General features: G+C 67.3%; 24 protein-coding genes. 12 read left to right on the forward strand and 12 right to left on the reverse strand.

All coding sequences use genetic code 11. From position 1 onward, the window contains the following. Window positions 1-43 precede the first annotated feature (43 nt). Window positions 44-400: a GntR family transcriptional regulator gene (locus KXS11_RS08745; RefSeq protein ID WP_437385171.1), complete on the reverse strand. Its 357-nt coding sequence runs from the start codon at window positions 398-400 to the stop codon at window positions 44-46. 261 nt (window positions 401-661) lie between these two features. Beyond that, window positions 662-3757 (reverse strand): lamin tail domain-containing protein, encoded by a 3096-nt coding sequence (locus KXS11_RS08750; RefSeq protein ID WP_437385172.1) that lies wholly within the window; start codon window positions 3755-3757, stop codon window positions 662-664. A 349-nt stretch (window positions 3758-4106) separates the two neighbouring features. Between KXS11_RS08750 and KXS11_RS08755 the strand changes: the two genes are divergently transcribed. Next, window positions 4107-5060 carry a patatin-like phospholipase family protein gene (locus KXS11_RS08755; protein ID WP_437385173.1) on the forward strand — a complete coding sequence of 318 codons (954 nt, stop codon included), beginning with the start codon at window positions 4107-4109 and terminating at the stop codon, window positions 5058-5060. A 67-nt stretch (window positions 5061-5127) separates the two neighbouring features. Beyond that, a complete protein-coding gene (locus tag KXS11_RS08760; protein ID WP_437385174.1) occupies window positions 5128-5964 on the forward strand; it encodes a dienelactone hydrolase family protein in 837 nt (278 codons plus the stop codon). Between the two features lie 3 nt (window positions 5965-5967). On the opposite strand, the gene KXS11_RS08765 is transcribed toward KXS11_RS08760, so the two are convergent. Continuing rightward, the gene (locus KXS11_RS08765) at window positions 5968-6225 is read right to left on the reverse strand and encodes a hypothetical protein (RefSeq protein WP_437385175.1); all 258 of its coding nucleotides are present in this window, start codon (window positions 6223-6225) and stop codon (window positions 5968-5970) included. Between the two features lie 194 nt (window positions 6226-6419). On the opposite strand from KXS11_RS08765, the gene KXS11_RS08770 reads away from it, so the two are divergent. Then, window positions 6420-7598, forward strand: coding sequence for a Fic family protein (locus KXS11_RS08770; protein WP_437385176.1), 1179 nt, complete (start codon window positions 6420-6422; stop codon window positions 7596-7598). A gap of 142 nt (window positions 7599-7740) precedes the next feature. Here the strand turns inward: KXS11_RS08770 and KXS11_RS08775 are convergent, their stop codons facing one another. Then, window positions 7741-9057: a GNAT family N-acetyltransferase gene (locus KXS11_RS08775; protein WP_437385177.1), complete on the reverse strand. Its 1317-nt coding sequence runs from the start codon at window positions 9055-9057 to the stop codon at window positions 7741-7743. 155 nt (window positions 9058-9212) lie between these two features. Here KXS11_RS08775 and KXS11_RS08780 point away from each other — a divergent pair, with 155 nt between their 5' ends. Further along, window positions 9213-9743, forward strand: a complete 531-nt coding sequence (locus KXS11_RS08780) for a GNAT family N-acetyltransferase (RefSeq protein ID WP_437385178.1) — start codon at window positions 9213-9215, stop codon at window positions 9741-9743. Between the two features lie 43 nt (window positions 9744-9786). Further along, a complete protein-coding gene (locus KXS11_RS08785; RefSeq protein ID WP_437385179.1) occupies window positions 9787-10167 on the forward strand; it encodes a bleomycin resistance protein in 381 nt (126 codons plus the stop codon). Window positions 10168-10193: 26 nt separating this feature from the next. Here the strand turns inward: KXS11_RS08785 and KXS11_RS08790 are convergent, their stop codons facing one another. The 3 genes from KXS11_RS08790 to tdh are packed head-to-tail and all read right to left on the reverse strand — an operon-like array spanning window position 10194 to window position 12801. After that, on the reverse strand, window positions 10194-10415 hold the full coding sequence (locus KXS11_RS08790) for a hypothetical protein (RefSeq protein WP_437385180.1): 222 nt from the start codon (window positions 10413-10415) through the stop codon (window positions 10194-10196). Window positions 10416-10465: 50 nt separating this feature from the next. After that, window positions 10466-11635 carry a glycine C-acetyltransferase gene (locus tag KXS11_RS08795; protein WP_437385181.1) on the reverse strand — a complete coding sequence of 390 codons (1170 nt, stop codon included), beginning with the start codon at window positions 11633-11635 and terminating at the stop codon, window positions 10466-10468. Window positions 11636-11688: 53 nt separating this feature from the next. Continuing rightward, window positions 11689-12801 carry an L-threonine 3-dehydrogenase gene (gene tdh, locus KXS11_RS08800; protein WP_437385182.1) on the reverse strand — a complete coding sequence of 371 codons (1113 nt, stop codon included), beginning with the start codon at window positions 12799-12801 and terminating at the stop codon, window positions 11689-11691. Between the two features lie 208 nt (window positions 12802-13009). Here tdh and KXS11_RS08805 point away from each other — a divergent pair, with 208 nt between their 5' ends. After that, on the forward strand, window positions 13010-14092 hold the full coding sequence (locus KXS11_RS08805; RefSeq protein ID WP_437385183.1) for a LysR family transcriptional regulator: 1083 nt from the start codon (window positions 13010-13012) through the stop codon (window positions 14090-14092). Window positions 14093-14266: 174 nt separating this feature from the next. On the opposite strand, the gene KXS11_RS08810 is transcribed toward KXS11_RS08805, so the two are convergent. The 3 genes from KXS11_RS08810 to KXS11_RS08820 form a co-directional block, all read right to left on the reverse strand. After that, entirely contained in the window at window positions 14267-15043 is a 777-nt protein-coding gene (locus tag KXS11_RS08810; protein ID WP_437385184.1) for a GIY-YIG nuclease family protein, read from the reverse strand. Beyond that, the gene (locus KXS11_RS08815; protein ID WP_437385185.1) at window positions 15036-16202 is read right to left on the reverse strand and encodes a DNA cytosine methyltransferase; all 1167 of its coding nucleotides are present in this window, start codon (window positions 16200-16202) and stop codon (window positions 15036-15038) included. The genes KXS11_RS08810 and KXS11_RS08815 overlap by 8 nt, the downstream gene beginning before the upstream one ends. 83 nt (window positions 16203-16285) lie before the next feature. Next, window positions 16286-16783 (reverse strand): suppressor of fused domain protein, encoded by a 498-nt coding sequence (locus KXS11_RS08820; RefSeq protein WP_437385186.1) that lies wholly within the window; start codon window positions 16781-16783, stop codon window positions 16286-16288. A gap of 651 nt (window positions 16784-17434) precedes the next feature. On the opposite strand from KXS11_RS08820, the gene KXS11_RS08825 reads away from it, so the two are divergent. The 6 genes from KXS11_RS08825 to KXS11_RS08850 all read left to right on the forward strand — a co-directional run bounded on the left by KXS11_RS08825 (window position 17435) and on the right by KXS11_RS08850 (window position 24009). Further along, window positions 17435-19114, forward strand: a complete 1680-nt coding sequence (locus KXS11_RS08825) for a DUF262 domain-containing protein (RefSeq protein WP_437385187.1) — start codon at window positions 17435-17437, stop codon at window positions 19112-19114. A 253-nt stretch (window positions 19115-19367) separates the two neighbouring features. Further along, entirely contained in the window at window positions 19368-19994 is a 627-nt protein-coding gene (locus tag KXS11_RS08830; RefSeq protein WP_437385188.1) for a hypothetical protein, read from the forward strand. 257 nt (window positions 19995-20251) lie between these two features. Next, on the forward strand, window positions 20252-21577 hold the full coding sequence (locus KXS11_RS08835) for a hypothetical protein (RefSeq protein ID WP_437385189.1): 1326 nt from the start codon (window positions 20252-20254) through the stop codon (window positions 21575-21577). Next, a complete protein-coding gene (locus KXS11_RS08840) occupies window positions 21574-22110 on the forward strand; it encodes a flavodoxin domain-containing protein (protein ID WP_437385190.1) in 537 nt (178 codons plus the stop codon). Before KXS11_RS08835 ends, KXS11_RS08840 begins: the two co-directional genes overlap by 4 nt. 124 nt (window positions 22111-22234) lie before the next feature. Continuing rightward, complete coding sequence (locus KXS11_RS08845) at window positions 22235-22882, forward strand: NADPH-dependent F420 reductase (protein ID WP_437385191.1); 648 nt, start codon at window positions 22235-22237, stop codon at window positions 22880-22882. Between the two features lie 188 nt (window positions 22883-23070). Then, on the forward strand, window positions 23071-24009 hold the full coding sequence (locus tag KXS11_RS08850; protein WP_437385192.1) for a type IV toxin-antitoxin system AbiEi family antitoxin domain-containing protein: 939 nt from the start codon (window positions 23071-23073) through the stop codon (window positions 24007-24009). A 284-nt stretch (window positions 24010-24293) separates the two neighbouring features. Here KXS11_RS08850 and KXS11_RS08855 read toward each other — a convergent pair whose 3' ends face one another. Next, window positions 24294-24860, reverse strand: a complete 567-nt coding sequence (locus KXS11_RS08855) for an OsmC family protein (RefSeq protein WP_437385193.1) — start codon at window positions 24858-24860, stop codon at window positions 24294-24296. 164 nt (window positions 24861-25024) lie between these two features. After that, window positions 25025-25876 carry an SDR family oxidoreductase gene (locus KXS11_RS08860; protein WP_437385194.1) on the reverse strand — a complete coding sequence of 284 codons (852 nt, stop codon included), beginning with the start codon at window positions 25874-25876 and terminating at the stop codon, window positions 25025-25027. Window positions 25877-25960 lie beyond the last annotated feature (84 nt).

The raw sequence follows: 25960 nt of genomic DNA on the forward strand, positions 1-25960 counted from the left end.
ATGCGGTTGGTCGAACGAACTGGGTTGCTGGTATTTCATTGTGTCACGATGGTCGCGAGCGCTCGATCATCCGCCCGAGCTCCTGTGGAGACAGCCCGACTTTGCGCGCTTCGGCGACGAGCTCCTCCACGAGCTCGTTCACACGGATGAGCCCCGGAGCCGCATCCTCGCGGACCCACGCGCCACGGCCCTGGCGCATGCCGACCAGGCCGTCGTCGCGCAGCTGCGCGTACGCACGGAGGACCGTGTGCATGTTGACGCGGAGCCCGGTGGCGAGGTCGCGGGCCGGAGGGAGCCGCTCCCCCGGCGCGAGCTCGCCGGCAGCGATGCCCGCGCGCACCTGGACGGCCACCTGCTCGGCGAGCGAGACGGCCGAATCGGGGTCGATGCGGAACAACATGTTTGCAATGCTACTAGAACAATACTTCTTCTGGGAAGGGTCTGGCCAGCGCGATGAGCTGGCGCGAGCGACGCGAACCCGCCGTCACCGCGGGCCTCTAGCGCGAGCGCGCCCCTCCGGAGACCCGCGCTCGCGCCAATGACCCGCGCTCGGACCAGCGCACCGCGCTGGCGCCAGCACACACAGGCTGGGGGACGCCGAAGGCCCCGGCCGCGCACGAAGCGCGACCGGGGCCGTCAGGTCGTTCAGACGGTCAGCTCATCAGGCCGCACGACGACGCGCACGCGCCACGAGCAGCGCCGCACCGAGCAGGAGCAGCAGCACGCCGGCACCGATCGTCCCGAACGGCAGCTCGGCACCCGTCGTCGCGAGCGCACCACCAGCGGACGAACCCGTGCCACCGTCGACCGAGCCAACTGCAGCGACGACGTCCAGCGCCGCCCAACCGAGCAGCGTCCCGTCGGCGGCGTAGACCACGATGCGGTGGGCACCGAGCGGGGCGTCCGTGGGGATCGTCGCCGAGAGGTCACCCGACGCGTTCGCCGTGCCCGCAGCGATCCGCTCCGGCGTCGAGTACAGCCACACCTCGGCGGCCGTTCCCGCACCGGACGCACCGAGGCCGACGGTGATCGTCTCACCGGGCTTCGCCGACGACGGCACCGTGATCGTGCCGCGGTTCCCCTCGTTCAGCGCAGACTCCGGCAGCGGGGTGACCCCACCGGTCGGCGGTGTGACCGTCGTGCCAGGCAGCGAACCCTGACGCAGCGCCTGCGACGCGAAGCCGTCCGCAAACCAGAACGCGGCACGCTGACCGTCGATCGACTGCGAAGCCGGCAGGGTCGCGAACCCCTCGTTGTTGATGTCGGGCAGGCCCGCCGGTCGCGCGACGTGCGCGACGGCCGGCTGTTCGGTGCCGTTGAGCGTGATCTGCGCACCCAGCCCGGCGCATCCGTCGTCGCACACGGCCCACAGGACACCGAGAGTGGTGTCGTAGTCGAGCGCCATGACCGCCGGGAGACCGGGGTCGATGGTCGAGACGAGCTGCGCGGAACCATCGGCGTTCAGCGCGAACGCGTAGACCCCACCGGTGTCCTCGACACCCACGAAGAACAGCCCATCTCCGTGCCCCGGGTAGTCGGCCGGGTCGTAGGTCGTCTTCGTGGTGTCGTCGAACAGCTTGCCGGCGAGGTCTCCGTCTGCCACCCACTCGACAGCCTCGACACCCAGGTTCGCGCCCACGGTCGGCAGGAGGGACGTGAGGTCCCACTCCTGCGTGGCGACGACGTCGGGGCCCGCGGCGTTCGGATCCATCTTGAGCACCGCGTTCAGGGTCTCGCCCTTGACGCTGTTGTCGCGCTCGACGCCCAGGTACACCCAGCCGTCACCGTCGACCGTGATGCCCTCGGTGTCGGGGCCCGCAGCGGAGGGGTTGGAGGCGTCCTTCTGGAAGCGCGCACGCTTGCCGGCCTCCCAGCCGTCGGCGAAGGAGACCGACCCGTCGGCCGCGATGGCCAGCTTCCAGAACGAACCGGTGCCGTTGTCGACCGCCCAGAGGAACGCGCCCTGGTCGGTGACCTGGGTGTCGAGGCCGGAGCTGTCCTCGAGGAACATCGGCGCATCGTCGATGACGGTCACGTCGGGCGAGCCGGGCCAGGCGCCAACGGGGATCTCGCCTGCGCAGAGGTTCGCAGCACCCTTGGTCGCCTCGGCGGTCACCGCGAAGGTGCCCGTGATGTCAGGGCAGCGACCCCAGGTCGTTGCCGCGTGACCCTCGCCCCAGGTGGTCGAGTCGAGCAGCGCGTCGCCCTCGAAGAGACGGACGGTGTCGCCGCCGCCGAGACCGAAGCCGAGCTGAGCGCGCTCGATGACGAGGTAGCCGGACGGCGCGATGGTGGTGCCGGCGGGGATCTCGTAGGCGTGGGTGTCGTCATCGTCCTTCACGACGATGCCGGCGACGTCGAGCACAGAGGCGGTCGGGTTGACGAGCTCGATCCAGTCGTCGGGCGATCCGCCGTCGGACTCGACCTCGTTGATGCGCACGGGGTTGCCGCACGCGTTGCGCAGGCCCTTGGTGGAGACGGCGGTGTCGACGAACTCGCCGGTGCCGTCGGGGCAGCGTGCGAGCACACCGTCGGCGTGCGCCGCGTACGCCTGCTCGACGACCGTGGTGCCGGCGGCGTTCCGCACGGTGGTGGTGTCGCCGTTGCCGAGGCCGAAGACGAAGTCCACGTTCTGGTCGAACACGAAGTACGCGCCGGGCTGGAGGACGGTGCCGGCGGGCAGCGGAGTCGTCTGGTCGGCGTGACCGACCGGGTCGTTGTCCATGAGGGTCCAGCCGGAGATGTCGACGGCCGTCTGCTCGAGGTTCACGATCTCGACCCAGTCGGTGGCGTCACCGTTCGACTCGATCTCGTTGATCGCGATGTTCGGGAGCACGCAGTCGTTCGCGGCGCCCTTCGTGATGCGGGCGAGCGTGAACGAACCCTCACCGTCGGGGCAGCGGGCGAGCGTCGCCGAGATGAAGTCCCCGTCGATCGCGGCGTGACCAGACCAGGTGCCGGAGCGGTCGAGCAGCGTGCCGCTCGCGTCGAACAGGCGGATCTCGTCGGCGCTGCCGATGCCGATCGGGTCGCGGAAGGCAACTTCGGAACCGCCGGACAGCCCGATGGTCGACTCCTCGACGACGAGGAACTCGCCGGGCGCGATCGACGTGCCGGGCAGGAACTGCCAGCGGTGGTCGTCGGAGTTGTCGCGGATCTCATAGCCGGAGATGTCGAGGGCCTCGGTGCCGGGGTTGAAGAACTCGACCCAGTCGGAGGGCTGTGAGTCGATCTCGTTGATGCGGATCTCGCCCGGTGTCGTCGGGACCTCGGGGGCCGCGAAGACGTTCGCCGCACCCTTGGTGGACTGGGTGGTCTCGGACCAACCGGAGCGGTCGGCGAGGACGCCGTAGGTGACCTGGGCGTGCTGCGTCCACGAGAAGTCGTCGGCGAGGGTGAGGCTCGGGTCGAACAGGCGGACGGAGTCCTCCTTGCCGAGGCCGAAGCCGAGCGCGTCCTCCTCGACGACGAGGAAGGCGCCGGGCTCCACCGTCGTGCCGACGGGGAAGGTGTAGACGCTGTCGTCCTTGTTGTCGCGGACGATCCAGCCGTCGAGGGCGACGGCGGTGGAGGCGGTGTTCGTGAACTCGATCCAGTCGCCGGGCGTGCCCCCGGACGATTCGACCTCGTTGATGCGGATGCCGCCTGCTGCTGACGGGTCCGGGTCGGCGATGGCGGCTGCTGGTGCGGCGATGAGGGCGGTTGCGCCGATGGCGCACGCTGCCGTCATCGTCAACACGCGTCTGAGCGTGGGCATGGATCTCCTGAGGAAAAGGGGTGCAGGGGGTCCCTTCGATTCCATCGGCGCCGGGTTGCCGCCCGGAGGATCGGACGTGACGCGCAGGTGAACGGCAGGTGAGCGGACGCACGGATCGTATGAGTGGCATGTGAAACGTGCTGTTCCGGGCACGTGCCCGGAACGGTCGACAGTGGGTGGTGCGCTCACTGGCCCGTCGTGCTACCGTCATGCCGATCGTGATTCGACCGTTGGAGGTGAGCCCCATGAACGCAGTACCCGCACTGGGCGCTCCCCGCAGCACACGATCGCGCGACTGACCTCGTCGTAGCCGGGAGCGCTCGCCAGCTCATCGCGAAAGGCGACTCCCATGGACAATTCCTCCTCCTCACACTCCTCCGACACGTCGACACGGCTGCGCGGCCGCGCACTCGTCCTCGGTGGTGGCGGTTCGGCCGGCAACGCCTGGTTGATCGGCATCATCGCCGGGCTCCTCGACGGCGGTCTCGACGTCACCGACGCCGATCTCGTCATCGGCACCTCGGCGGGTGCGACCGCGGCCGCGCAACTCGCCGGCGCACGCCCCGACCGGCTCCTGGCCGACATCCTCGACGCGGGGTCGCAGCAGCCACCGGTGCGCCCAGCCGACGGACGTCCGCTCACGGGTTCCCGCCCTGACGGCGGTGCTGCTGCTGCTGGCCCGATGGTCGACCACCTGCAGCGCACGAACGACGTCATCGCCTCATCGTCGGGCCCCGAGGACATGCGACGCCGCCTGGCAGCGTCGGCACTCGCCCTCGGAACCACGCCAGAGGCCTCGGCTCGGTGGCGCGAGATCGTCGGGGCCCGTTTCCCGAACCGCGATTGGCCGACCGAGCAGCGCCTCCTGCTCACCGCGGTCGATGCCCGCACGGCTGAGCCGATCGAATTCGACGGGAGCGACGGGGTCGATCTCGTGGACGCCGTCGCTGCCAGCACCTCGGGCGGTGCGCCGTACCTCATTGGCGACGATCGCTACATCGACGGCGGCTACCGGCGTTCGAGCGAGAACGCCGACCTCGCCCTGGGCTCCGAGCGGGTCCTCGTCCTGTCGCCGCTCGGCGGTCGCACGCGCGCACCGCTCGAGTGGGGCCTGCAGCTCGCCGTGCAGGTCGAAGAACTGCAGGTAGGCGGCAGCCGCGTCGAGACGGTCCTGCCGGACGCCGCGTCGCTGGACGCGTTCGGCCCGAACATGATGATCCCGACGACGCGCGTACCCGCGGCGCGCGCCGGCTTCGCCCAGGGTCGCGCATTGGCTGATTCACTGACCGTGTTCTGGGGGTGACGCGAGCGACGGCGGCGCTCGGCAGGGCGTCGCCGTCGCGCACGGTTCCGAGGACTACGCTCCCCACATGACCGACATCGCGCCTCGCGCTGACCTCACGGACTGGATCCGGACGCCGTTCACCGGCGGCGGTGTGACGCACGACCGCTTCGAGAAGGGATCTGGGCCGGGCGTCGTACTCATCCCCGAGCTTCCGGGCCTCACACCGGAGGTGCTCGGGCTGGCAGAACATCTCGTCGCCGAGGGCTTCACCGTGTCGATCCCGTCGCCGTTCGGCACGCCCGGTCGCGAGACGAGCACCGGCTACATCCTCGGGAGCGTCTCGAAGGTGTGCGTGTCGGCGGAGTTCAAGGCGTTCGCGACCGGCGCGCACCGGCCGATCGCCGACCATGTGCGTGCGCTCGCCTCCGACCTCAACACCCGCACACCGGGCGCTGGGGTCGGCGTCATCGGCATGTGCTTCACGGGCGGTTTCGCGTTGGCCGCAGCGGTGGACGACAGCGTGCTCGCATCGGTGATGAGTCAGCCGTCGACGCCGTTCCCGATCAGCCGTGCCAGACGGATCGACCCGGGGATGTCCCCTGGCGAGTTCGACGCGGTCGCCACCCGTGCCGCTGCGGGATCGGTGTGTGCGCTCGGACTCCGGTTCAGCGAGGACCGGGCTGTCCCGCGCGAACGGTTCGCGACCATCGCGGCGCGACTCGGCGACGCGTTCGAGGTCATCGAGCTCGACTCCTCACCCGGCAACCCGGGTGGCTTCTCGAAGACCGCCCACTCGGTGCTCACGGGCGAGGTCCGTGAACGCGACGGTCATCCGGCCTTCGAGGCGCGGCGTCGCGTGGTCGAATTCCTGCGAGAGCGCCTCGCGGGAGCAGAACCCGGGACCACCGGAGAGAGGCCGTAGCCCTTAGGAGCGCACCGAGACGGAGAACTTCCAGACGACCTTGCCGGTGTCCGTCATGGTGAAGCACTGGCTTGCGCTCGTCCACGAGGAGTTCATCGTCAGACGCTTCGTGTTGCAGGCGGAGTACGAACTGAAATCGGTGGGGTACAGGTACGTGTAGCCCGCAGCTTGGGCCGGTGCCGCGGTGGCGAGGAGCCCGCCAGCGGCGAGGGCGATGGCGGCTGCGAACCCGATCAGGGTCTTGCGAGGCTTCACGGTCATGATGTTCCAACTCCTTCGTTCGACGTCCGTACCCGGCCAGTGTAGCCAGGACGCACTCCGTGATGAACCCCTGACGGGGGACTCGCAACGTCTCAACCCCGAGGTCATCAGGCACTGCATTTAGTGAACTTTAGTGGGCTAAACTTCACTAAGGAGATTCCAAGTGAAGGTTGAACGCGGGAACGGAGGCTGACATGACGACGGCGATCACCCACGAGAGCCTGCCCTGGCAGTCACGAATCTCGCCCGACGCACTCCCGAAACGGCAACGTGATCTGCTCCGCGAGCCGTACCGGGCCGCGATCACTCCCCCGATCTCGGGCCTCGACATCGACATCGACGACGACCTGGTGGACGAGTTGAGCGAGGCACAACAGCTGATCGTCCGTTTCGACACCGAGGTCGGACACATCACCGCCCCGTTCTCATCCATCCTGCTGCGGAGCGAATCAGCATCGAGCTCACAGATCGAGAATCTGACGAGCAGCGCGAAGGCGATCGCGGAGGCCGAGCTCGACGAGCGCGACACCGGAAACGCACCACTCATCCTCGCGAACGTCCGCGCGCTGGAAGCCGCTCTCGACGCGTCCGACGAGCTGTCGAACGAGAGGATCATCGCGATGCAGCACCAGTTGCTCGGAGCCTCTGCACCCGAGATCACCGGACGCTATCGCGGCGAGCAGGTCTGGATCGGCGGAGGGAACTACAGCCCGCACGATGCCGACTTCGTCCCACCCCACCACGACCGCGTCCCCGCCGCGATGGACGATTTCATCGCCTATTCGCTCCGCCCGGCCCCCTTGCCGCTGGCTGCGATCGCGATCGCCCACGCACACTTCGAGACGATCCACCCGTTCCCCGACGGCAACGGACGAACCGGCCGGGCGCTCGTCCAGGCCGCCTTGCGCCGCACCGGGCTGACCCGCGGGGTCACCGTGCCGATCTCGGCAGGAATCCTGCAACAGCGCGACGCCTACTTCGCTGCGCTGACGAGCTATCGCGCCGGGCGCGTCGAGCCGATCTTGCGCGTCTTCGCAGACGGCGCGTTTCTGGCGATCGGAAACGGGCGCACGCTCGTGGCGGACATCGAACGGATTCAGGCGGACTGGCGCGCAGCGCTCGTCGGCGTCCGCTCAGACTCCGCCGCGCACCGGATCACTGCGCTCGCACTCGAGCACCCCGTCCTCAACAGCCGGGTGGTGCGCGAACACCTCGACGTCTCCGACCGCACCATGTTCAGCGCCCTCGACACACTCGTGGATCGTGGCGTCTTGCGAGTCGGCACGTCACGTCAGCGGAATCGGCTGTGGTCTGCGCCCCTGGTACTCGCCGCGCTCGACGGGTTCGCAGCGCGGAGCATGCGCCGGGGCTGACGGGACCCTGCTCCTCGGGGGTGTCCAGAATTCAGGGAATTCTGAACGGTTCACGCCCCAATGTCCGAAGCCCGCTAGGAATCGCGCGATTCCATAGGTCGGTCCGCAAGATTCCCTGAATTCTGCGCCGCCCCGAACGACCTCAGAAGTACGTGATCCCGTGCGGCGTGCGCGCCGGTGTGAGCATGGACCGGAGCGTGAGCACCGACGCCGGGTCGCCTGCCCGCAGCAGCCCGGATGCGGCGAGCGTCACCGGTGAGACTGAACCGAGCAGCAGTGCGCCGAGTTCGGCGACGTCGAGAACGATGTCGGCGTCGGAGCCGTCGGCGATGCGTTCCACCTGACCGCGACCATCGTTCACATCGAGGCGGTAGGTGCCGCGCGCGAAGCCGAGGGCGTCCACGACCTCGATCGTGAGCGAGCCGTCGGCAGCGTAGGGGCGCGACTGGAGCGTCGCCGGCACGTCGAGGACGCGCAGCCACACGTGGTCCTCCTCGTGATCGATGTCGAACGCTCGGGAGTCGGCGAGCGCCGTGACGATCGGATCGTCGAGGCGCGCACCGCGGTACTTCACGAGGTCGTTGAGGTCGATGGAGAGCAGGAACTCCCAGAGCGACAAGTAGGCGGCATCCGTCGCGTAGACGAGGTCGATGATCTCGACCGCCGTCTGGCCGCTAGGGCGCTCGGCGATCCGCCAGGTGACGTAGCCGTCGGCCTCGCCGGAAGCAGACGGACGGTGCACGGCGGCGCGGACGTTCCGCACCGGCTCGCCGTCGCGTCCGCGCAGCCCGAGCACGAAGGGCCACGTGGCCGTGTTGCGCACCATGGAGCCGATCGAGCGCTCGGTGAAGCGGTCGAACACGCGACGACCGACGCCGCTCTCACTGAGGGACTCGGGGGTGACGACCGACACGACACCGGTGGTCGGCGTGAGGAACGGCAGTGCCCGCGCGCGCTTGACGGTGATGTCGCGCTCACGGATGGCGACGCCGAAGCCGAAGCGCCGGTAGATCGTGCCCTCGCTCGCGGTGAGGGCGGCGAGCGCGAACCCCTCGGCGGCGCCGCGTTCGAGGGCGTGCGTCATCATGCGGCGGAGGATGCCACGGCGGCGTTCCGTCGGGCGGACGGTGACGTCGGAGATCGCCTGCGTGTCGATGGTGGTGCCGTCGCCCCAGCTGAGGGCCTTTGAGAACCACGCGAAGGTACCAGCCGGCCAGGTCTCGTCGATGGACCCCGCCACGGGCTCACGGAGGTAGACGCCGAGCAGCGTCACGCCGTCAGCAGCGAGCCCCTCTGCGATGCGCTTGAAAGCACCGGGCTTCGGGTTCGGCTCGTGGAATCCGAAGCCGACCTGGGCGAGCGATGCAGCGGTCTCAGGGGCGGGCTCGCCATCGGCGCCGAGGGCGGCGGGGAACTCGCGGAGCTCGTATCGGGCGGTGAAGTCGTCGTTGTCAGGCACAGCCCCACCCTATCCGGGTGGTCTGACCGGGGCCGGTGGCTCCGGGCACCTGCCCGTGTGCCGGGCCCTGCTCTGCTCTCGCGGCACGCTCTGCACGACATGCCCCGAGCGTTGCGCAGTGCCGCGAGAGCCGAAGCGGCGAGTAGCGTGATTGCATGCTTCCGGCACCCACCTCTCGGCTTCGTTTCCGGGAGATGACCCTCGCGGATCTCGACGCGATGGCGGCCCTGCTCGGCGACCCGGAGGCGATGGCGGCCCTGCTCGGCGACCCGGAGGCGATGGCCTTCTACCCGGCGCCGAAGACACGCGAGCAGGCGGCCGCGTGGATCGCCTGGAACGAGGACAACTACGCCCGCTACGGGTTCGGGCTGTGGATCATTGAGACGCTCGACGGCGAGTTTGTCGGCGACTGCGGGCTCACCTGGCAGCAGGTCAACGGCGTGAGCAGCCTCGAGGTCGGCTACCACGTGACGATCGCCCACCAGGGGCGCGGGTTCGCGACCGAGGCCGCCGCAGCGTGCCGGGACTTCGCGCGCGACCATGCCGGAGCATCTGAGCTTGTCGCGATCATCAACCCCGACAACATCGCTTCGCAGCGGATCGCCGAGAATATCGGTCTGCGACGGGTCGAGGACGATCGGGGATCGGACGGGTCGATTCGCTGGGTGTTCAGCGCGCGGCTCTGAGCGGAGCGTTGTCGCATCGGCGCCGAGGTGGAAGCATGGCCGCATGTCACCCACCCGCCACCCGGATCGCGCAACGCCGAACCTCCCGTCACGCGACTTCGACGCGACCGAGGGGTTCTACGCGGGGTTCGGCTTCGCGTGCGAGTTCCGCGACGACGGCTGGATGATCCTCACCCGCGGCTCCGTGCAGTTGGAGTTCTTCCCCTTCTTAGACCTCGACCCGCTCGCGAGCAACTTCATGTGCTGCGTGCGGGTGGCCGACGTCGACGAGCTCTACGGTGCAATGGCGGCATCGGGCGTACCCGTCGCGACGACCGGCGCCCCGCGACTCCACCCGGTGCGCATGCAGGACTGGGGTCTGCGCGCGGGGTTCCTGATCGACCCCGACGGAACGCAGCTCACCCTCATCGAGCAGCGCGACTGAGGCCGACCCCGCTGCGGAAACCGCGATCAGGGGAACGACTGCACGACGTTCACCACGCCGATCACGATGCTGGCGATGGACGGCAGGATCAACGCGGCGGGCGGTGAAGGCTTGCCCGTTGAGAGCTTGCCGGGAAGCTGAGCGTTGAAGCGATCGAAGAACGCGGCAACCCGCGCCCTGAACACGAAGGCGAATCCCCCGGCGAGGATGAAGAACACACCGCCGAGCATGAAGCGACCGACGTTCATCGCCGTTCCCCTATCGAGTTGCGCATGGCTCGACGATAGTGCGGCGGCAGCTACCCCCGCGCCGCGACGAACGCGTCCACGCAGTCGAGGATGTCCTGCTCGCTGTGCGCCGCACTGATCTGCACGCGGATGCGGGCCTCGCCTCGCGGCACGACGGGGAAACTGAACGGGATCACGTAGATGCCCTGCTCCAACATGCGCGCGGCAACTCGCACGGACTGCTGCTCGTCGTCGAACATCACCGGGATGATCGGGTGCGAACCCTCCAGCAGACGGAAGCCCGCGGCCGTCATGCGCTCGCGGAAGAGGTCGGCCTTGCGGAAGAGTCCTTCGCGCAGCTCGTCGCCCGATGCCGCGAGCTCGACCGCCCGACGTGCTCCGGCCACCAGCGACGGCGCAAGGCTGTTCGAGAACAGATACGGCCGGCCCGACTGCCGCAGCACGTCGACGATCTCCTGCTTCGCACTCACATACCCGCCCGATGCGCCGCCGAGTGCCTTGCCGAGGGTTCCGGTGAGGATGTCGACGCGGTCCTGCACGCCGAACAGCTCGGGCGTTCCGCGCCCGCCGGGGCCGACGAAGCCCACCGCGTGCGAGTCGTCGACGAGCACCAGCGCGCCGTACTTGTCGGCCAGGTCGCAGATCTCGTCGAGCGGAGCATAAAAGCCGTCCATCGAGAACACGCCGTCGGTGACGATGACGGTGCGGCGCGCGTCGGCGGTGTTCAGCAGCTGCTGCTCGAGGTCGGCCATGTTGCGGTTGCGGTAGCGCAGGCGGCGGGCCTTGCTGAGGCGGATGCCGTCGATGAGCGATGCGTGGTTGAGGGCGTCGGAGATGATCGCGTCGTGCTCGTCGAACAGGGCGCCGAACACGGCCCCGTTGGCGTCGAAGCAGGAGGAGAACAGGATGGTGTCCTCCGTGCCGAGGAAGGCGCTGAGTTCCTGTTCGAGGTCGCGGTGGATCTGCTGGGTGCCGCAGATGAACCGGACGCTCGCCAGGCCGTAGCCCCAGTCGTCGAGGGCCTGCTTCGCAGCGTCGACGATGGACGGCTCGTTGGCGAGGCCGAGGTAGTTGTTGGCGCAGAAGTTCCGGACCTCGCGCCCGTCGATCGTGACGTGGCTGCCCTGCCGGGAGGTGATCGCGAACTCGTGCTTGGTGAGGTCGTCGGCCTCGATGCGGTCGAGCTGGTCGCGCAGCTGGGTCTTGATGGTGCCGTACATGTCGTCTCCTCGGGGTCGAGTGGGCGGTGGGTCGTTGTGGCCTGCGGGGCCGCTCAGGCTGCGGTTGCTGCGTCGAGCGCCGGGCTGGCGGTCTCGTCGATGACGCCCGTGATGACGACGTCGCGGGCGTCGGTCCAGTCGATGAGCACCTTGCCGGCCGCTCCCCCGCGTGCGGCATCGAAGGCGTCCTCCCAGCGCGCGAGCGGGAAGCGGGCGGTGACGAGCGATTCGAGTGCGTGGCGGAGTTCGGGGCTGTGGTCGACCATGGCGCTGGCGTGATGCCAGGTGTCGAACATCTCGCGACCGTAGATGCCCTTGATGGTGATCATGCGGGTGATGACCTTGGTCCAGTCGATCTCGATGTTCGTCGACGGCAGGCCGAGCAGCGCCACCTTGCCGCCGGTGTTGAGGTTGTCGATGAGTTCGCTCGCGGCGGCGGCCTGGCCGGACATCTCGAGTCCGATGTCGAAGCCTTCGAGCATGCCGAGGGCGGCTTGGGCGTCGGCGACGCGTTCCTTCGAGACGTCGACGACGCGGTCTGCGCCCACGGCGAGCGCTTTCTCGAGGCGGTCGGCGACGACGTCGGTGGCGACGATGTTGCGAGCTCCGGCGACCCGGCAGACGGCGATCGCCATGAGGCCGATGGGGCCGCAGCCGGTGATGAGGACGTCTTCGCCGAGGATGGGGAAGCTGAGGGCGGTGTGGACGGCATTGCCGAGGGGGTCGAAGAGGGCGCCGACGTCGGGGGTGACCTGGGGGCCGTGGACCCACACGTTGGAAGCGGGGAGCACGACGTATTCGGCGAAGGCGCCGTCGAGGTTGACGCCGAGGCCGCGGGTGTGGCGGCAAAGGTGGCGGCGGCCCGAGCGGCAGTTGCGGCACGTGCCGCAGACGAGGTGGCCTTCGCCGGAGACTGGTGCGCCGATGTCGATGCCCTCGACACGATTGCCGACTTCGACGACCTCGCCGTAGAACTCGTGGCCGGGGACGAGTGGTGCGTCGACGGCGCCGGCGGCCCATGGGTCCCAAGACTGGATGTGGAGGTCGGTTCCGCAGATGCCGGTGCGGTGCACGCGGATGAGGACGTCGTCGGGGCCCATGGACGGCATGTCGCGCTCGACGAGTTCGAAACCGGCGGTGTCGGGTCGTTTCCAGAGGGCGAGCATCGGTGGTCCTTCCTGCGTTGGGCGGCGAGGGCTGGCGGCGGGTCGTGCGTGCGGCGCTGGCCGGTGGTGCTGGCCTGTGCTGGTGCTGCTGCGACGTGCTGTCGGGCTCTCGCGGACGGGCGACGTTGCGCTGTCCTGGCACTCACGGTAGCCGCGATGATCAGTCATGAATATTGAGGGTTTCGACGTAACCAGTTAGCTTGAGCTGATGAATCTCTCTCAGATGCGGATCATGCGCGAGCTCGCGGAGCGCGGAACGATCGCGGCCGTCGCGCGGCACCTGCATGTGACGGCGCCGGCGATCTCGCAGCAGCTCGCCGCGCTGCATCGCGAGATGGGTGTCGCGCTGACGTATCGGGTGGGGCGGGAGATCCGGCTGACCGAGGCGGGCTTGGCGTTGGCCGAGATGGCCGGCACGGTGCACACGCTCATCGATCGCGCGGCGGAGACGGTGCGCGAGTATGGCGACGACGCCGGTGCGCGGGTGCGGGTGGCGGCGTTCCAGAGTGCGGGGCAGGCGTTGTTGCCGGGGTTGCTTGGTTCTTCGTCTGGTTCGTCGTCTGGTTCGTCGTCCTCGCCTGGCTTGGTCTTCGGTGAGCACGACGTGGCTCAGCCGGAGTTCGCGGCGCTCGTCGACCAGTACGACCTCGTCATCGCACACCGCATGGACCATGACGAGCCGTGGCCGTCGGAGCAGCTGTCGGTGACGACGCTGTTGAGTGAGCCGTTCGACGTCGCGATGTCCGCGGACCACCCACTGGCCGGACGGTCGTCGGTGTCGGCGGCAGAGCTCGCGGACGAGTCGTGGATCGCGGCGCACGCGGGCTTCGCGCCCGACGTGGCGCTGGGCGTCGTGGAGGCGACGGCTGGCGTGCGGTTCCAGCGCGCGCACCGCGTGAACGACTACCACCTGGCGGCGTCACTCATCGTGGGGGGCGAGCTGCTGGCGCTGTTTCCGCGCTACACGGCACCGCGGGCGGATCCGCGACTGGTGCTCGTGCCCCTGGAGGATGTGCGCATCGCGCGCAACATCGACGTGCTCGCACGGCCGCATGCGCTCGCGCGGGTTGCTGTTGCGGGAGTGTTGGCGCGGTTGCGTGGGGCGGCGGATGTGCTTATCGAGGGGCACGTTCAGTCACCCAGGACGCAGGACCGAAACAGTGAGGCCAATCTCTTGCGACAGACTCGTGTGAGCGTGTCGAATAATCGTGGCTTCCTCAGATACCGCTTACCCTCCGCTCATTCGGAGCGACCACCGACTCCCCACAAAGGGTCCCGAGCTCGGACGTAGCCAGGAATGATCCTCGCTCGGCTACGTCGCGGCGAGGCAAATCGGAATACTGTGCAGTTGAGCGGTTGACTATAGCCGACGCGACCATAGGGCGCAGAGCGTGAACTCCGGCTTCCGAAGCGCCACCGGCTGAACTGATGTCCCAGTTCGACCTGCGAAAGGCGGTCAGGGCCCTCATTCCTCGTCGTCGTCGCCAAACTCGGCCATCACATTGCCCACGAGTGCGTGCATGTTCATCGCGCTGGGATCGGGCCGACGACGCCCTTCTGCGTATGCCAGTCGCGCCGCCGCCAAGTCAGCGAGTCTCACGGCTTGAATGACGATGACTCGCCGAAGACCGACGGACACCTCCCCACGCTCGTGGGCTACGGCGGCTACGCGCGAAAGCGTCTCGGCGCGACGAGCAATACGAACGTCGGGGTGCTCTCGCTCCTCGCGCAGCTCTGCATCGATGAGGTTGAAGCGGTATGAACTCGGGATCTCGATTCGCGGCGACACGGGCGGAATCTTCTCGTTCAGAATCGCTCGGTAGCGGGAAGACTCAATCGCTGCTAGGTACACGGAATATTCAAGGGCGTCGATCTGCTCGCGACGTTCCGCCTTCGGAAACCCCCGCACGGACTCCATCGGCCAGAGCTCGATCTCCGCAACCTCGAACGGGTCGAGGATGCGATAGGCGAGCGTGTCCGACCGCTGGCCTGTCAGGTGACGCCCGATTCGGGTTCCAAAGGACTCAGTCGTCTGCCCCACGTAGATGGGTTCACCGTCGTAGTCGTAAAACGCGTATGCGCCGATGCAAGAGCCCAGCCGCTTCCCACTCTCCGCGTCTGTCACCTTCAGCGCATCGCTCAGCAGCGATCGAAAGTATCGGACGAACGGTGTTGGCATCGACTTCTTCGCGGGCAGCGCACCTTCTGGTTCGTTGTACGACGCTATTCCGCGGCTACCCATGCGCAATCTCCGTTCCAACGGCAACGTTCGCGAACTCGCCTCGGACCGCACGGATGAGATAGTTCCGGGCGAGCCAGCTCACTGCCGGCACCGCCACAGCGTCGCCGAAGCCAAAAAGAGCCTGATTCGTTCTTGCCCCATCGAGCACGTATTCATCGGCACCCATGAGCCGTGCATACTCACGCGGTGTCATCCAGCGCACTTTGAGCTGGCCGTCGCCCAAACAGACAACCGCCTGCTTTGAAGAACCGCCGCGCGCAGTTCGAAGGCAACCAGAGACATCATCTGGCCGCACTTCCCACACCGCAATTCCGTTGCGAGTGCGCCGATAGGCGGTGCGGAATCGAATGCCTTCAGCAAGTTGCATCTCGGTTACACGAGCAAGCTGCATGGGCGAGAGCGAGTTCACGAAACGTGCGGTGCGATCCGTATCCCACCATCGCTCGTCATCATGCGCCATGCGTTCCGTTAGGTCACCGAAGCCAGAAAGTTTCACCGCAGGAGCGCTTGGCAAACTCGTTCTGTGCGTCCGCAACTTCGTATCGTCGAAGACCCATTGCAGCCAATCTGGCCTCAACTCGGAGATCCCCTCGGGGTCATCGCGTGGATCGACAACTGCAATGAGGAACAGACGCGGTCGCGACTGCGCGACGAACCGGCGCGCATCGATGGCCAACACATCAACCGAATAGCCGAGGTCGTTGAACGCGGTGATCGCAGCGACGAGGTCATCTCCACCATGGGAAGTGGCCAGCCCGACGACATTTTCCAGAACCGCGACCGGCGGCAAGACACCGCGATCCTTGAGCTCCCCGAGGAGACGAATGTACTCCCAGAACGTTCCCGACTCACTGCCTGCGAGCCCTGCACGACCGCCTGCAAGCGAGAGATCGGTGCACGGTGACGAAGCCCATGCGAGGGCGGCATCCTGAGGGAGCTCATCGACGGAGACAGTGCCAATATCGCCGAGTCGGAACTCGTGTGAGCCCTGGGGGTCGCGAAAATGAGTCTGGTACATCGATCGTTTGTCGGCCTCGTAATCGTTCGACCAGGTGACTTTGAACCCAGCGGCCTCAAGCCCTATCCGCGCGAGCCCGATACCTGCGAAGAACTCAAGAACCTTCGGCTTCGCCGCGTCGATCGATGTCACGTTGTCCACCCGTTCAGACTAGGTGGTGCCGCCGACATAAGGGCCACGACCGTCCGGTGAACGAGGCACAGATCAGAGGTCGATCCGATGACTCACCGCTCCGCCCGCTCGACATCCAGCAACGCATCCACGGACCCCACCGCCGCAACCAACGCATCCCACCCACGCTCAGACACCACTGCCGCCTCGCCGTCGGTCAGCATCCGCAACGTCCGCACGTACCCGACGAGCTTCCCGCCCTCACCTCGGATCTCGTCGAACGACGCACCCCACCGCGACGGCGACACGACCAGTGCCGAGATCGCCGTCCCCTTGAGGAAGGGCGTCCCGTTGCGCCACGGCGCGAGCACCGGCGGAACCCGACGGTTCATCGCGATCTCGTCACACACAAAGCGCAGCGCGACGAACGCCGCGCCCTGCTGACCGTCGACCACCTCGACCGCCAGCTCAACCCGCTCGCCCGATTCAGTCTCGATGCGCGACACCCCCGACGTCATGATCGTGATCGGACCGTCCCCCGGACGCTTCTCGACCACCATCACCGAACCACCGATGCGCTCATCGAACGGCAGCGGCGGCACACCGAGCACATCGAAAATGTGACCAGGGAACGCGTCGTCGGGGCGGGCGAGTGGGATATCGTCGGTCATGCCCCGAGCCTAACGAGTCGGTCGCTCCACTCACTAGGTGCAAGCGCACGACTCATAATCGTGAGGTACAGGCACAGCAAGCGCACGACCGAATAGGTGAGGTCACGGGATCCACGCCCGTCGGAGCCACTAAACCCCACCTAGCTTCTACATGGTGGGGTCTTGCTCTTCCTTGGTGAGCGCTGGTTTCGCCGTCTGAATCCCATGCTCCGACTCCGCGGCATGTGAACGTTCCCGGTCGCTACGTGAGCAACGCGAGACGACGCGTACCGCGGATCGTTGTGCCGAGAAGGTGTCTGGAGACGCGACCAACCCGATTCTGCCACTCCCGGTGCAGAGGAAGTTCTAGGCATGTTCCTCTCCGGCTTACGGCGCAGCCCAACCGCCGGCTGCGCTTCTTCGTCGGGGCTGCGGCGCGTCCGTCTTCGCTGCGCTCCGGTTTGGTGCTCCTCGCCCGACGCGCACGCCACACGGGCGGTAGAGATCTCTAATGTCGCGTGATGCCAGCGCCGTGAGCACGGCCACGGAAGATCACACGGGGTTTGAATCCCAACGCTAGAGTCGGGCAAGGCCACGCGCGATTGGAACTACATGACTTCTAGCTCAATAGACTTCGGACTCGCCGGAATCGGTGCCCAGCTCAAACAGCGTTTGCTAAAGGTGCCGCTCTATCAGCGCTCCTACGCATGGGAGAAGGACCAGGTCGACGAGTTCTGTGGTGACGTCCGTAACGCGTTCAACAGTGAGCAGCGTGAACACTTCATGGGCACGATAGTCCTAAGCGAGGACGGCTCACGCGCGACCGTAATCGACGGCCAGCAGCGGCTGGCAACCACAGCGCTCCTCCTCGCGGCGCTGCGCGACCACTATCGCGAGCAGCACGAGACCAATCGTGCCGACAGCATCAACCGAGAGTTCCTCAACTCATACTCGGATGACGAGGACGACTTCATACCCCGACTGACTCTTAACTCCGAGGACGATGAGTTCTATCGCCAGTTCGTCATCGAAGGGTCCCCGGAGGTTGCACCAACACGTGACTCGCATGCGCTGATCGCGGCGGCATACAAACAGCTGCGGAAGTTCTTGGCCGATGAGGCGGCCAACGCCGGCTCGAGTTGGGTGCAGCGCCTTATCGCTTGGCGCAAGTTCATCGAGGAGGGCCTGAATGTCATCTACGTCTTGGTAGCGACGGAATCTGACGCCTTCCTAATCTTCGAAACACTGAACGATCGAGGCGCAAAGCTCACCCTTGCCGATCTCCTTAAGAGTTACTTGTTCGGTAGGGCATCCGGCGCAGCTGGCGGGCTGGATCAGGTTCGCGAGCGGTGGCTACTGGCTCTTGGCGCCCTCGAAACCGACCAGGACCTGTTCATCACTTTCCTTCGGCAGTACTGGAGCTCGAGGTATGGTGCGACCCGTGAGCGCGACCTCTACCGCAAGATCAAAGACGAAGTTGTCAGCCCTGCCCAGGCCATCTCGTTCTCGGGCGATCTCGAGAAGGCTTCGACGCTCTACGCAGCATTGCGCGACCCGGGGCACAGTTATTGGCAGGGATGGGGGACCGAAACCAAGGTAAACATCGAGACTCTGAATCGTCTCGGACTCGAGCAGAATCGTCCGCTCTTGCTCGCCGTCCTTCAGCACTTCCGTCGAAGCGAAGCTCAGAAGGCGCTGCGCTTGGCAGTCAACTGGGGAGTTCGTGGCCTGGTCGTCGGGGGCATAGGCGGTGGCACGGCAGAGAAGGCGTACTGCGAGGCCGCGATCAGTATTCGCAATGGTACAACCAAGCTCGCATCTGAGCTGCTGGCGTCGTTGGTCGCGATCGTTGCTACCGACGAGGAGTTCGCAAGTGCTTTCGCCACGATCCGCGTACCAAAGACAAACATCGGCCGCTATTACCTGCTCGCGCTTGAGCGCGAGTCCCAAGGAGACGCAGAGCCGGAGCTCGTCCCAAACGCGGACGAGAACGCCGTGAACCTCGAGCACGTGCTGCCGAAGCGCGCGACGGCGTCGGCCTGGCCCGAGTTCGCGGGCGACCTCCGAGCCGAATGGGTAGATCGACTCGGCAATCATTGTCTCTTGAAGAAGTCGGAGAATGACGCGATCGGCAACCAGCCGTTCAGTGTGAAGAAGCCTGTGCTGCTGGCGTCGAGCCTCACTCTCACGGAGGAGATCGGGGAGGCGGCCGGCTGGACGCCGAAAACGATCGCAGACCGGCAACTCCGGCTTGCGAATCTTGCCGTTCGCGCTTGGAAGCGCAGCCTCTAAGAGACCAACATCCGTGCCGGATCTGTGCCGACGGCTCCACATAAATAGCCCCTTCAACCAGCGGTGCCCGATCATGATGACTTCCGCAGACTCACACGGCGAACGACGATCAACAACCGCCCACTAACCCGCCGAATCCGACTCAAAATCGTGAGGTTCGCGGTGCACGACGACCAACAAGGCTTCGTAGGTTCTCCACAGGCACCGTCTCGAGCCAGCGGCCAAATCCACCCCCTCCGTACACTTGATCGGCATGGAGCAACGGAGCGCACCACGGACCGAGTCGATGCACGTCTGGTACGTCGCCGGCGGGCTGCTCGTCGCATCCGTGCTGCTCGGCCCCTACGTGCGGTTCGAATCGCTCGTCGGCCTGGACGCCGGCCTCATCCCAGCGCTGATGTTCTCGGGAGCGCTCGTCCTGTTCGCGATCGGCGCCAATCGCTCGACCAGCGTCACCGCGCGCCGCCCGTTCGGCACGATCGCACTCATCGCCCTGGCGATCTGGACACTCATCTCCACCTTCGTCCTCGGTGCCGCCAGAGTCCCACCAGCGACCGAGTCGTTTCTGAGCTTCGGATACATCGACCAGCTCGTGCAGTTCGTCCTCGCCCTCATCGCCGCGACGCAGATCGCTCGCGTGGGAACCGTTCCTCGGGCCGCGAGCCTCGTGCCGCTCTGGGTGGTCGCCGCGACGACTGGCTCCTGGATCATCCAACAGGTCGTCACGGTTGCCGCAGGGTCGAACGTCTCACTGTTCGTTCCGTTCCTCGTGATGCTCGACTCGCTCGTGCGCGTCACTGGGCCGGTGCTCCTCGGCATCCTGGCCATCGCGCTGGCGAGCCGGGCGACGGCCGGGCGCGCCGCAGCGACGACGGCCTAGACCGGCAACGAGCGACGGTTCAGGGGCGGGGCGCTCCGCGCGGCCCTGGTTTTCGAGAGCAGGGTCGCACCTCGACGAGCTCGGTGACCGGTGAGCGCCCCACCCCGTAGGACGTTCGGCCCACGCCCGCCCTCCCGCGGCTGCGCATACTGGGCCACGGGGGCTCCACGGCAGTTCAACGCAGCAGCCGGTCCTCCCGTTCGCATGATCCAGTCGGCGCATCGCACTGGTGCGCCCCGAGATTCGAAGGGAATGCCATGAGCGTTCCAGCACGTCGTCGTCACGTCGCCCGGGTCTGCGCCGCACTCGCGGCCGGCTTCCTCATCGTCACCGCAGGAACAGGTGCCGCCGCCGGGTCCGCTCCGGCCGCACCCGGCCAGGTCACGGCCGCCACCGACGACCGCGAGGGCCCGCAGTTCTACACGGGCACGGTCGTCGACGTCACCGGCACCATCGACGGCGACGTCTACGCCGCAGGCCAGGACATCACGATCAGCGGCGACGTCACCGGAGACGTGATCGCCGCAGGCCAGACCATCACCGTCAACGGCTCGGTGGACGGCAACGTCCGACTCGCCGGCCAGAACGTCACGATCAACGGCGACGTCACACGGAGCAGCACGGTCTTCGCATCGACGATCACCGTCAGCGACACGGGCACACTCGGCGAGGACCTTGTCGGAGGCGCAAGTGACATCCGCATCGCCGGCGACGTCGGACGAGACCTCGTCGTCAGCACCGGAACGCTCAGTATCGACGGCACGGTCGGCGGCGACGTCACCTACACCAGCGACAGCACCGCGCGCATCGCCGACGGTGCCGTGAGCGGCAGCGTCACGCAGGTGGAACCACCCCAGACGAAGCCCGTCGAGATCTCACCCTGGGCCGCATTCCTCGCCTGGGCACTCGGCGTCCTCTACGCCCTCGTGGCACTGAGCCTCATCACCCTGGTCGCCGGACTGCTCGTCCCGCGCGTCCTGCAACGGGTCACCGACCGACTCGTGCCGTCGCCCTGGAAAGCACTGCTTGTGGGGTTCGTGGCGTGCATCGCCGTCCCGGCCCTGCTGATCGCATTGCTCATCACCGTCGTGGGCGCCCCGCTGGCGCTCGCGGGCATGCTGATCTGGACGGTCGTGGTCTTCAGCACGTTCCTCTACGGCTCCTACTGGCTCGGTCGGCTGCTGTTCCGCGACCGACACCACCCGGTGGTGAAGTCCCTCGTCGGCGGCATCATCCTCATCGTCGCCCTGCAGATTCCGTGGCTGAACATCCTGGTGTGGTTCGCGATGGTCTGCTTCGGAGTGGGCGCGCAGCTGCTGGAGATCCAACGCCGACGCCCGTGGGTCCTGCGGTCCGAGTCCGATCGAACGCCGGCACCGGTCCCAACCGGCGTGGGGATGCCAACCGCGACATCGACGCCGAGCGACACCCCGACGCCGACGGACACCCCGGCACCGACTGGGATCCCGATGCAGACGGCGACGGCAACGGCGGAACCCGACACGGAAAACCCGACCATGCATGACGAATCGCCGCACCCCGAGCCACGACCGCGGAACACCGAAATCGGAGGAACATCATGAAGGCACTGGTCGCCTACGACAGCAAGTACGGCGCGACTGAGGGCATCGCGGAACGCATCGGCGAACGGCTGCGCAGCCGCGGTCTCGAGGCCGACGTCACCCGCGCGGGCCACGTCCCGGACGCGAACGCGTACGACGCCTACGTGGTCGGGTCCGCGAGCTACGAGTCGAACTGGCGGAAGGACGCACGCGCATTCGTGAAGCACCACGCCGATGTGCTCGCCACACACCCCACCTGGCTCTTCAGCAGCGGCCCGCTCGGCACCGAGACGGTCGACAAGGAGGGGAAGGACGTCCTCAAGGGCGCTGAGCCACGGCAGTTCGCCGAGCTCGCCGACCGACTTCACCCGAAGGGCACCCAGGTGTTCCGCGGTGCGTACCACCACGACGAGGTCCGCGGGGCCGACCGGGTCATCGCGTGGCTGCCGGCCGTGCGAGACATACTGCCCGAGGGCGACTTCCGAGACTGGGCTGCCATCGACGCCTGGGCGGACTCGATCGCCGACGAACTCGGAGCCCCCGCCAGCGAGTGAGGATCAGGCGGGGACGGTCAACACCCGACCGGAGCGCTCCTTCCGATCGGATACGTTGCCGCAGGTCTGCTGAGAGAGCGCGCGACCTCGGAATGCATCCACCACACACTTCGTTCCCCCAACCATGACAACCATCGGAATCATCGGCGCCGGTCACATCGGCTCCCAGCTCGCCCGCCTCGCCGTCGCCCAGGGCCACGACGTCGTCATCGCCAACTCCCGCGGTCCCGAGACCCTCGCGGACCTCGTCACCGAGCTCGGTGAGCACGCGACCGCCGGCACGGCCACGGACGCAGCGGAACGCGGCGACCTCGTCATCGTCACCATCCCGCTCCACGCCATCGACACGATCCCGGCCGCCCCGCTCGCCGGCAAGGTCGTCATCGACACGAACAACTACTACCCGCAGCGCGACGGCAACATCGCCGCCCTCGACGACGAGACCACGACCACTGCGGAACTCCTGCAGGCCCACCTGCCCGAGTCGCACGTGGTGAAGGCGTTCAACCACATCTACTCCGCCGACCTCACCACCAAGGGCAAGCCCTCAGGCACCCCGAACCGTCGCGCCCTCATCGTCGCCGGAGACGACGCCGAAGCGAAGGCCACCGTCGCCGCCCTCATCGACTCCTTCGGCTTCGAGCCCGTCGACATCGGCGCCCTGTCCGAAGGATGGCGCATCCAGCGCGACACCCCCGGCTACGGCCCCGACTTCAACGCCGAGCAGCTGCGCGACGCCGTCGCGAACGCCAAGCGCTACCGCGACGCGTAAGCCGCGAGGTCGCACAACGACGAAGCGCCCCTGATCCGTCAGGGGCGCTTCGTCGTGTCATCGTTCGGTCTCCCCAGTTGACGCGCGTCGGAGCCACCCGCTGATTCGACGGCCTGGCTCGCGGGACAATATGCGTCAAACAAGAATCACAGCTTGGAAAATCACACCCAGATCGTTAGAATCCAAGCATGAAAGCACGCGAGGCACTCAAGAACCTGGCGGAGGTGACCGAGTCCCAATGGGGCATGGCCACCACCGCACAAGCTGGTGCGCGCGGAATCAGCCCCATGAACCTCAGTCGCCTCACGGAGGCAGGCGACCTGGTCCGGCTGGCGCAGGGCGTCTACCGCGACGCGGGCGCTCCCAGCGACGAACACGAAGCGCTCCGCGCCGCTTGGCTTGCGATCGAACCGACGAAACTCGCATATGAACGCCTCAACGAACACCCGCACGCCGCGGTCGTCTCCGGCGAATCGGCGAGCAGGCTTCACGGCATCGGAGATCTGCGGGCGACGAGGAGCGAGTTCACCACTCCGACTCGCAAACAGACGCAGCGACCAGACGTCCATTACCGAACCCGTTCACTTCCCGCACAGGATGTCACCGTCCGCGATGGACTTCCCACGACGACCCGCGAGCGCACTCTTGCCGACCTGGTCGAGGATCGACAAGACCTCAGCGTCGTCGGCGACGCCCTCCGCGACGCGGCACGGCAAACCGACCTCGACCTGGAACGCCTGAGTGAGCTTCTCGCCCCGCTCGCGGAGCGGAACGGCCATCGCAAACACGATGGTGATGCGCTGCTCGAAGAACTCCTGCAGATCGCCGGGCTGAGCATGGAGGACCTCGCGCGGAAGGTGTCCGCGATGCCCGGTCTCGCCCTCCTCATCACGGCTCAGTACCTCAGTGAGCTCCCGAAGATCGATACCGCTGCACTCGCGGGGAGCCTGCTCCCGCTCACGAACCACCTGAACCAACTCCCGAAAGTCGACACCGCTGCACTCGCCGCGAGCCTGCTCCCGCTCGCCGTGGCGGCGAAAATGTCCGCCACGCCCCGGCTTCCGGACCTGAGTGCGCTCGACACGGCGACCAGCGCAACGCGATCCGACGCGGCTGCCGAACGGTGAACGACGAGCACTACTCCAGCCCGGCCGCCGTGGAAGCAGCCATCGCCGCTGCAGCGCGCAAAGCGTTCGACGCTGACGGCTCCCTCACGGTCTCGGAGAGGATCCGACTCGAGTACTTCCATCGCTTTCTGAGCCGCATCTTCACAGAATCGGAGGACTCGTGCTGGGTACTCAAGGGCGGGACGGGGATGCTTGCGAGGGTCGCTTCAGCTCGCGCGACCACCGACGTACCCAATGACGAGTCCGCTCGCCACTATCGGTAATAGTGACGAGCAGAATCGTCTTTACACCTTCGAGACGGACACCTCCACGGGGGTCGGGTTCTGGAAGAGGTCGAGCACGGGGCAGTGCGCGTCGACCGCGGCACGGAGCTCCTGATAGCGCTCGTCCGTCTCGGGGCCGGTGAGGCTGATGTTGAGGCGGATCGTCGAGAAGCCCGGACGCACCTCGTCGGTGATGCCGAACAGGTTGCGCACGTCGAGGTCGCCCTCGGCGTCGATGCTGATGTCGTCGAGCTGGATGCCGAGCGCGTTCGCATACAGGCGGTACACGACGATCTGGCAGGAGATGAGCGCCCCGAGCGCGAACTCCACCGGGCTCGCCGCGACGTCGTCTCCGGCGAGCGCTGCCGGCTCGTCCACGATGAAGCGGTGCTTGCCCGCGGTGATCGCACTCGCGACCGAGCCTTCACCGGAACCGGACACCCGGTAGGTGAGCGCGGCACTCGACGGGGCGGAGGCGATGCGCTCGGACCAGGAGGTGCCGGCGGCATTCAGGCGGTCAGCCCGCTCGGCCGGCGAGGATGCGGGGACGGTGGGGACAGTGGGGGCGTCGTTCGTGAGGAGGGTCATGCGGACAGCTAAGACCGCCGGTCTGGACGGCGCCAGTGGGGTGCGTCACAACACGTCATAGAGGGGACGCACGGTGTGGTGGCGACGGTCCTCCGGGGCACGCCTCGACAAGCCCGGCGACCGGGCGGGCGGCGAGGGGATGCTGAGGTTGGCGGCGACGATCGTCAGCGCGGGGTCTCTCGCAGGTAGCCCTCGAGGGAGCGGGGTGCCGCGCCCGTGATCGTCTCGATGTCGCGGCTGACGGCGGCCATGTCGCCGCTCGCGATCGCGGTGTAGGTGCTCACCCAGGCGTCGACCTGCCAGTCGGGCGCGCCGTAGCTGGCCCGTGAGGCGTAGGCCTCGTCGAGGGTCTCGTTCACGAAGGAGACCTCCCTGCCGCGGACGGCTGAGATGACCGCCGCGACCTCGGTGAGGCTCAGGGCCTCCGGGCCGGTGAGCTCGTAGGTGCGATCGACGTGTTCGCCGGGTGCGGCGAGGATGGTCGCGGCGGTCCTGGCGACATCAGCGCGCGCGACCACCGCTGCTCGCCCGTCGCCGGCAGGACCGCGGATCACGCCGTCCTCCCCCACGAGCGCCTCCATGAAGTCGATGTAGAAGTTGTCGCGCAGGAACGTCCACCGCATGCCCGAAGCGCGGATGTGCTCCTCCGTCGCGAAGTGGTCGCGGGCGAGCGTGAACACGGCGTCGGGCGCCGCGGCGACGAACGAGGTGTACACGATGTGCTGCACGCCGGCCTCGGCCGCCGCGTCGATGAACGTGCGGTGCTGGTCGAGACGGTCGGCGCTCTCCGACGCGGACACCATGAACAGCGTCTCAACACCCTCGAGTGCAGTGCGAGCCGCGGCGCTGTCGCCATAGCCGAGCTGATGGACCGTCGACCCGTCGAGCTGCGGTGCCTTAGCCGGCGTGCGGACGAGGAGCCGCTGCGTCAGCCCGCGCTCGGCGAGATCCCTCGCGACCAGGCCACCGACGACACCGGTCGCCCCCGTCACGGCGAGAGTGGAGGAAGCAGCCATGTCGGCATCCTTTCGAAGCGTCGAGAACGGTTCAGCAGTGCCGCCGCCGCTCCTGCAGGCTACCGGCCGCAGGGGTTCTGTGGC

Source organism: Plantibacter flavus (assembly GCF_051487245.1).
In the GTDB taxonomy this organism is placed as follows: domain Bacteria; phylum Actinomycetota; class Actinomycetes; order Actinomycetales; family Microbacteriaceae; genus Plantibacter; species Plantibacter flavus_B.

Bases quoted from the DNA above. Each gene is read 5' to 3' on its own strand.
- KXS11_RS08745 (WP_437385171.1), bottom strand. From the start codon at position 400: ATGTTGTTCCGCATCGACCCCGATTCGGCCGTCTCGCTCGCCGAGCAG.
- KXS11_RS08750 (WP_437385172.1), bottom strand. From the start codon at position 3,757: ATGCCCACGCTCAGACGCGTGTTGACGATGACGGCAGCGTGCGCCATC.
- KXS11_RS08755 (WP_437385173.1), top strand. From the start codon at position 4,107: ATGGACAATTCCTCCTCCTCACACTCCTCCGACACGTCGACACGGCTG.
- KXS11_RS08760 (WP_437385174.1), top strand. From the start codon at position 5,128: ATGACCGACATCGCGCCTCGCGCTGACCTCACGGACTGGATCCGGACG.
- KXS11_RS08765 (WP_437385175.1), bottom strand. From the start codon at position 6,225: ATGACCGTGAAGCCTCGCAAGACCCTGATCGGGTTCGCAGCCGCCATC.
- KXS11_RS08770 (WP_437385176.1), top strand. From the start codon at position 6,420: ATGACGACGGCGATCACCCACGAGAGCCTGCCCTGGCAGTCACGAATC.
- KXS11_RS08780 (WP_437385178.1), top strand. From the start codon at position 9,213: ATGCTTCCGGCACCCACCTCTCGGCTTCGTTTCCGGGAGATGACCCTC.
- KXS11_RS08785 (WP_437385179.1), top strand. From the start codon at position 9,787: ATGTCACCCACCCGCCACCCGGATCGCGCAACGCCGAACCTCCCGTCA.
- KXS11_RS08790 (WP_437385180.1), bottom strand. From the start codon at position 10,415: ATGAACGTCGGTCGCTTCATGCTCGGCGGTGTGTTCTTCATCCTCGCC.
- KXS11_RS08795 (WP_437385181.1), bottom strand. From the start codon at position 11,635: ATGTACGGCACCATCAAGACCCAGCTGCGCGACCAGCTCGACCGCATC.
- tdh (WP_437385182.1), bottom strand. From the start codon at position 12,801: ATGCTCGCCCTCTGGAAACGACCCGACACCGCCGGTTTCGAACTCGTC.
- KXS11_RS08805 (WP_437385183.1), top strand. From the start codon at position 13,010: ATGAATCTCTCTCAGATGCGGATCATGCGCGAGCTCGCGGAGCGCGGA.
- KXS11_RS08810 (WP_437385184.1), bottom strand. From the start codon at position 15,043: ATGGGTAGCCGCGGAATAGCGTCGTACAACGAACCAGAAGGTGCGCTG.
- KXS11_RS08825 (WP_437385187.1), top strand. From the start codon at position 17,435: ATGACTTCTAGCTCAATAGACTTCGGACTCGCCGGAATCGGTGCCCAG.
- KXS11_RS08830 (WP_437385188.1), top strand. From the start codon at position 19,368: ATGGAGCAACGGAGCGCACCACGGACCGAGTCGATGCACGTCTGGTAC.
- KXS11_RS08835 (WP_437385189.1), top strand. From the start codon at position 20,252: ATGAGCGTTCCAGCACGTCGTCGTCACGTCGCCCGGGTCTGCGCCGCA.
- KXS11_RS08840 (WP_437385190.1), top strand. From the start codon at position 21,574: ATGAAGGCACTGGTCGCCTACGACAGCAAGTACGGCGCGACTGAGGGC.
- KXS11_RS08845 (WP_437385191.1), top strand. From the start codon at position 22,235: ATGACAACCATCGGAATCATCGGCGCCGGTCACATCGGCTCCCAGCTC.
- KXS11_RS08850 (WP_437385192.1), top strand. From the start codon at position 23,071: ATGAAAGCACGCGAGGCACTCAAGAACCTGGCGGAGGTGACCGAGTCC.
- KXS11_RS08855 (WP_437385193.1), bottom strand. From the start codon at position 24,860: ATGACCCTCCTCACGAACGACGCCCCCACTGTCCCCACCGTCCCCGCA.
- KXS11_RS08860 (WP_437385194.1), bottom strand. From the start codon at position 25,876: ATGGCTGCTTCCTCCACTCTCGCCGTGACGGGGGCGACCGGTGTCGTC.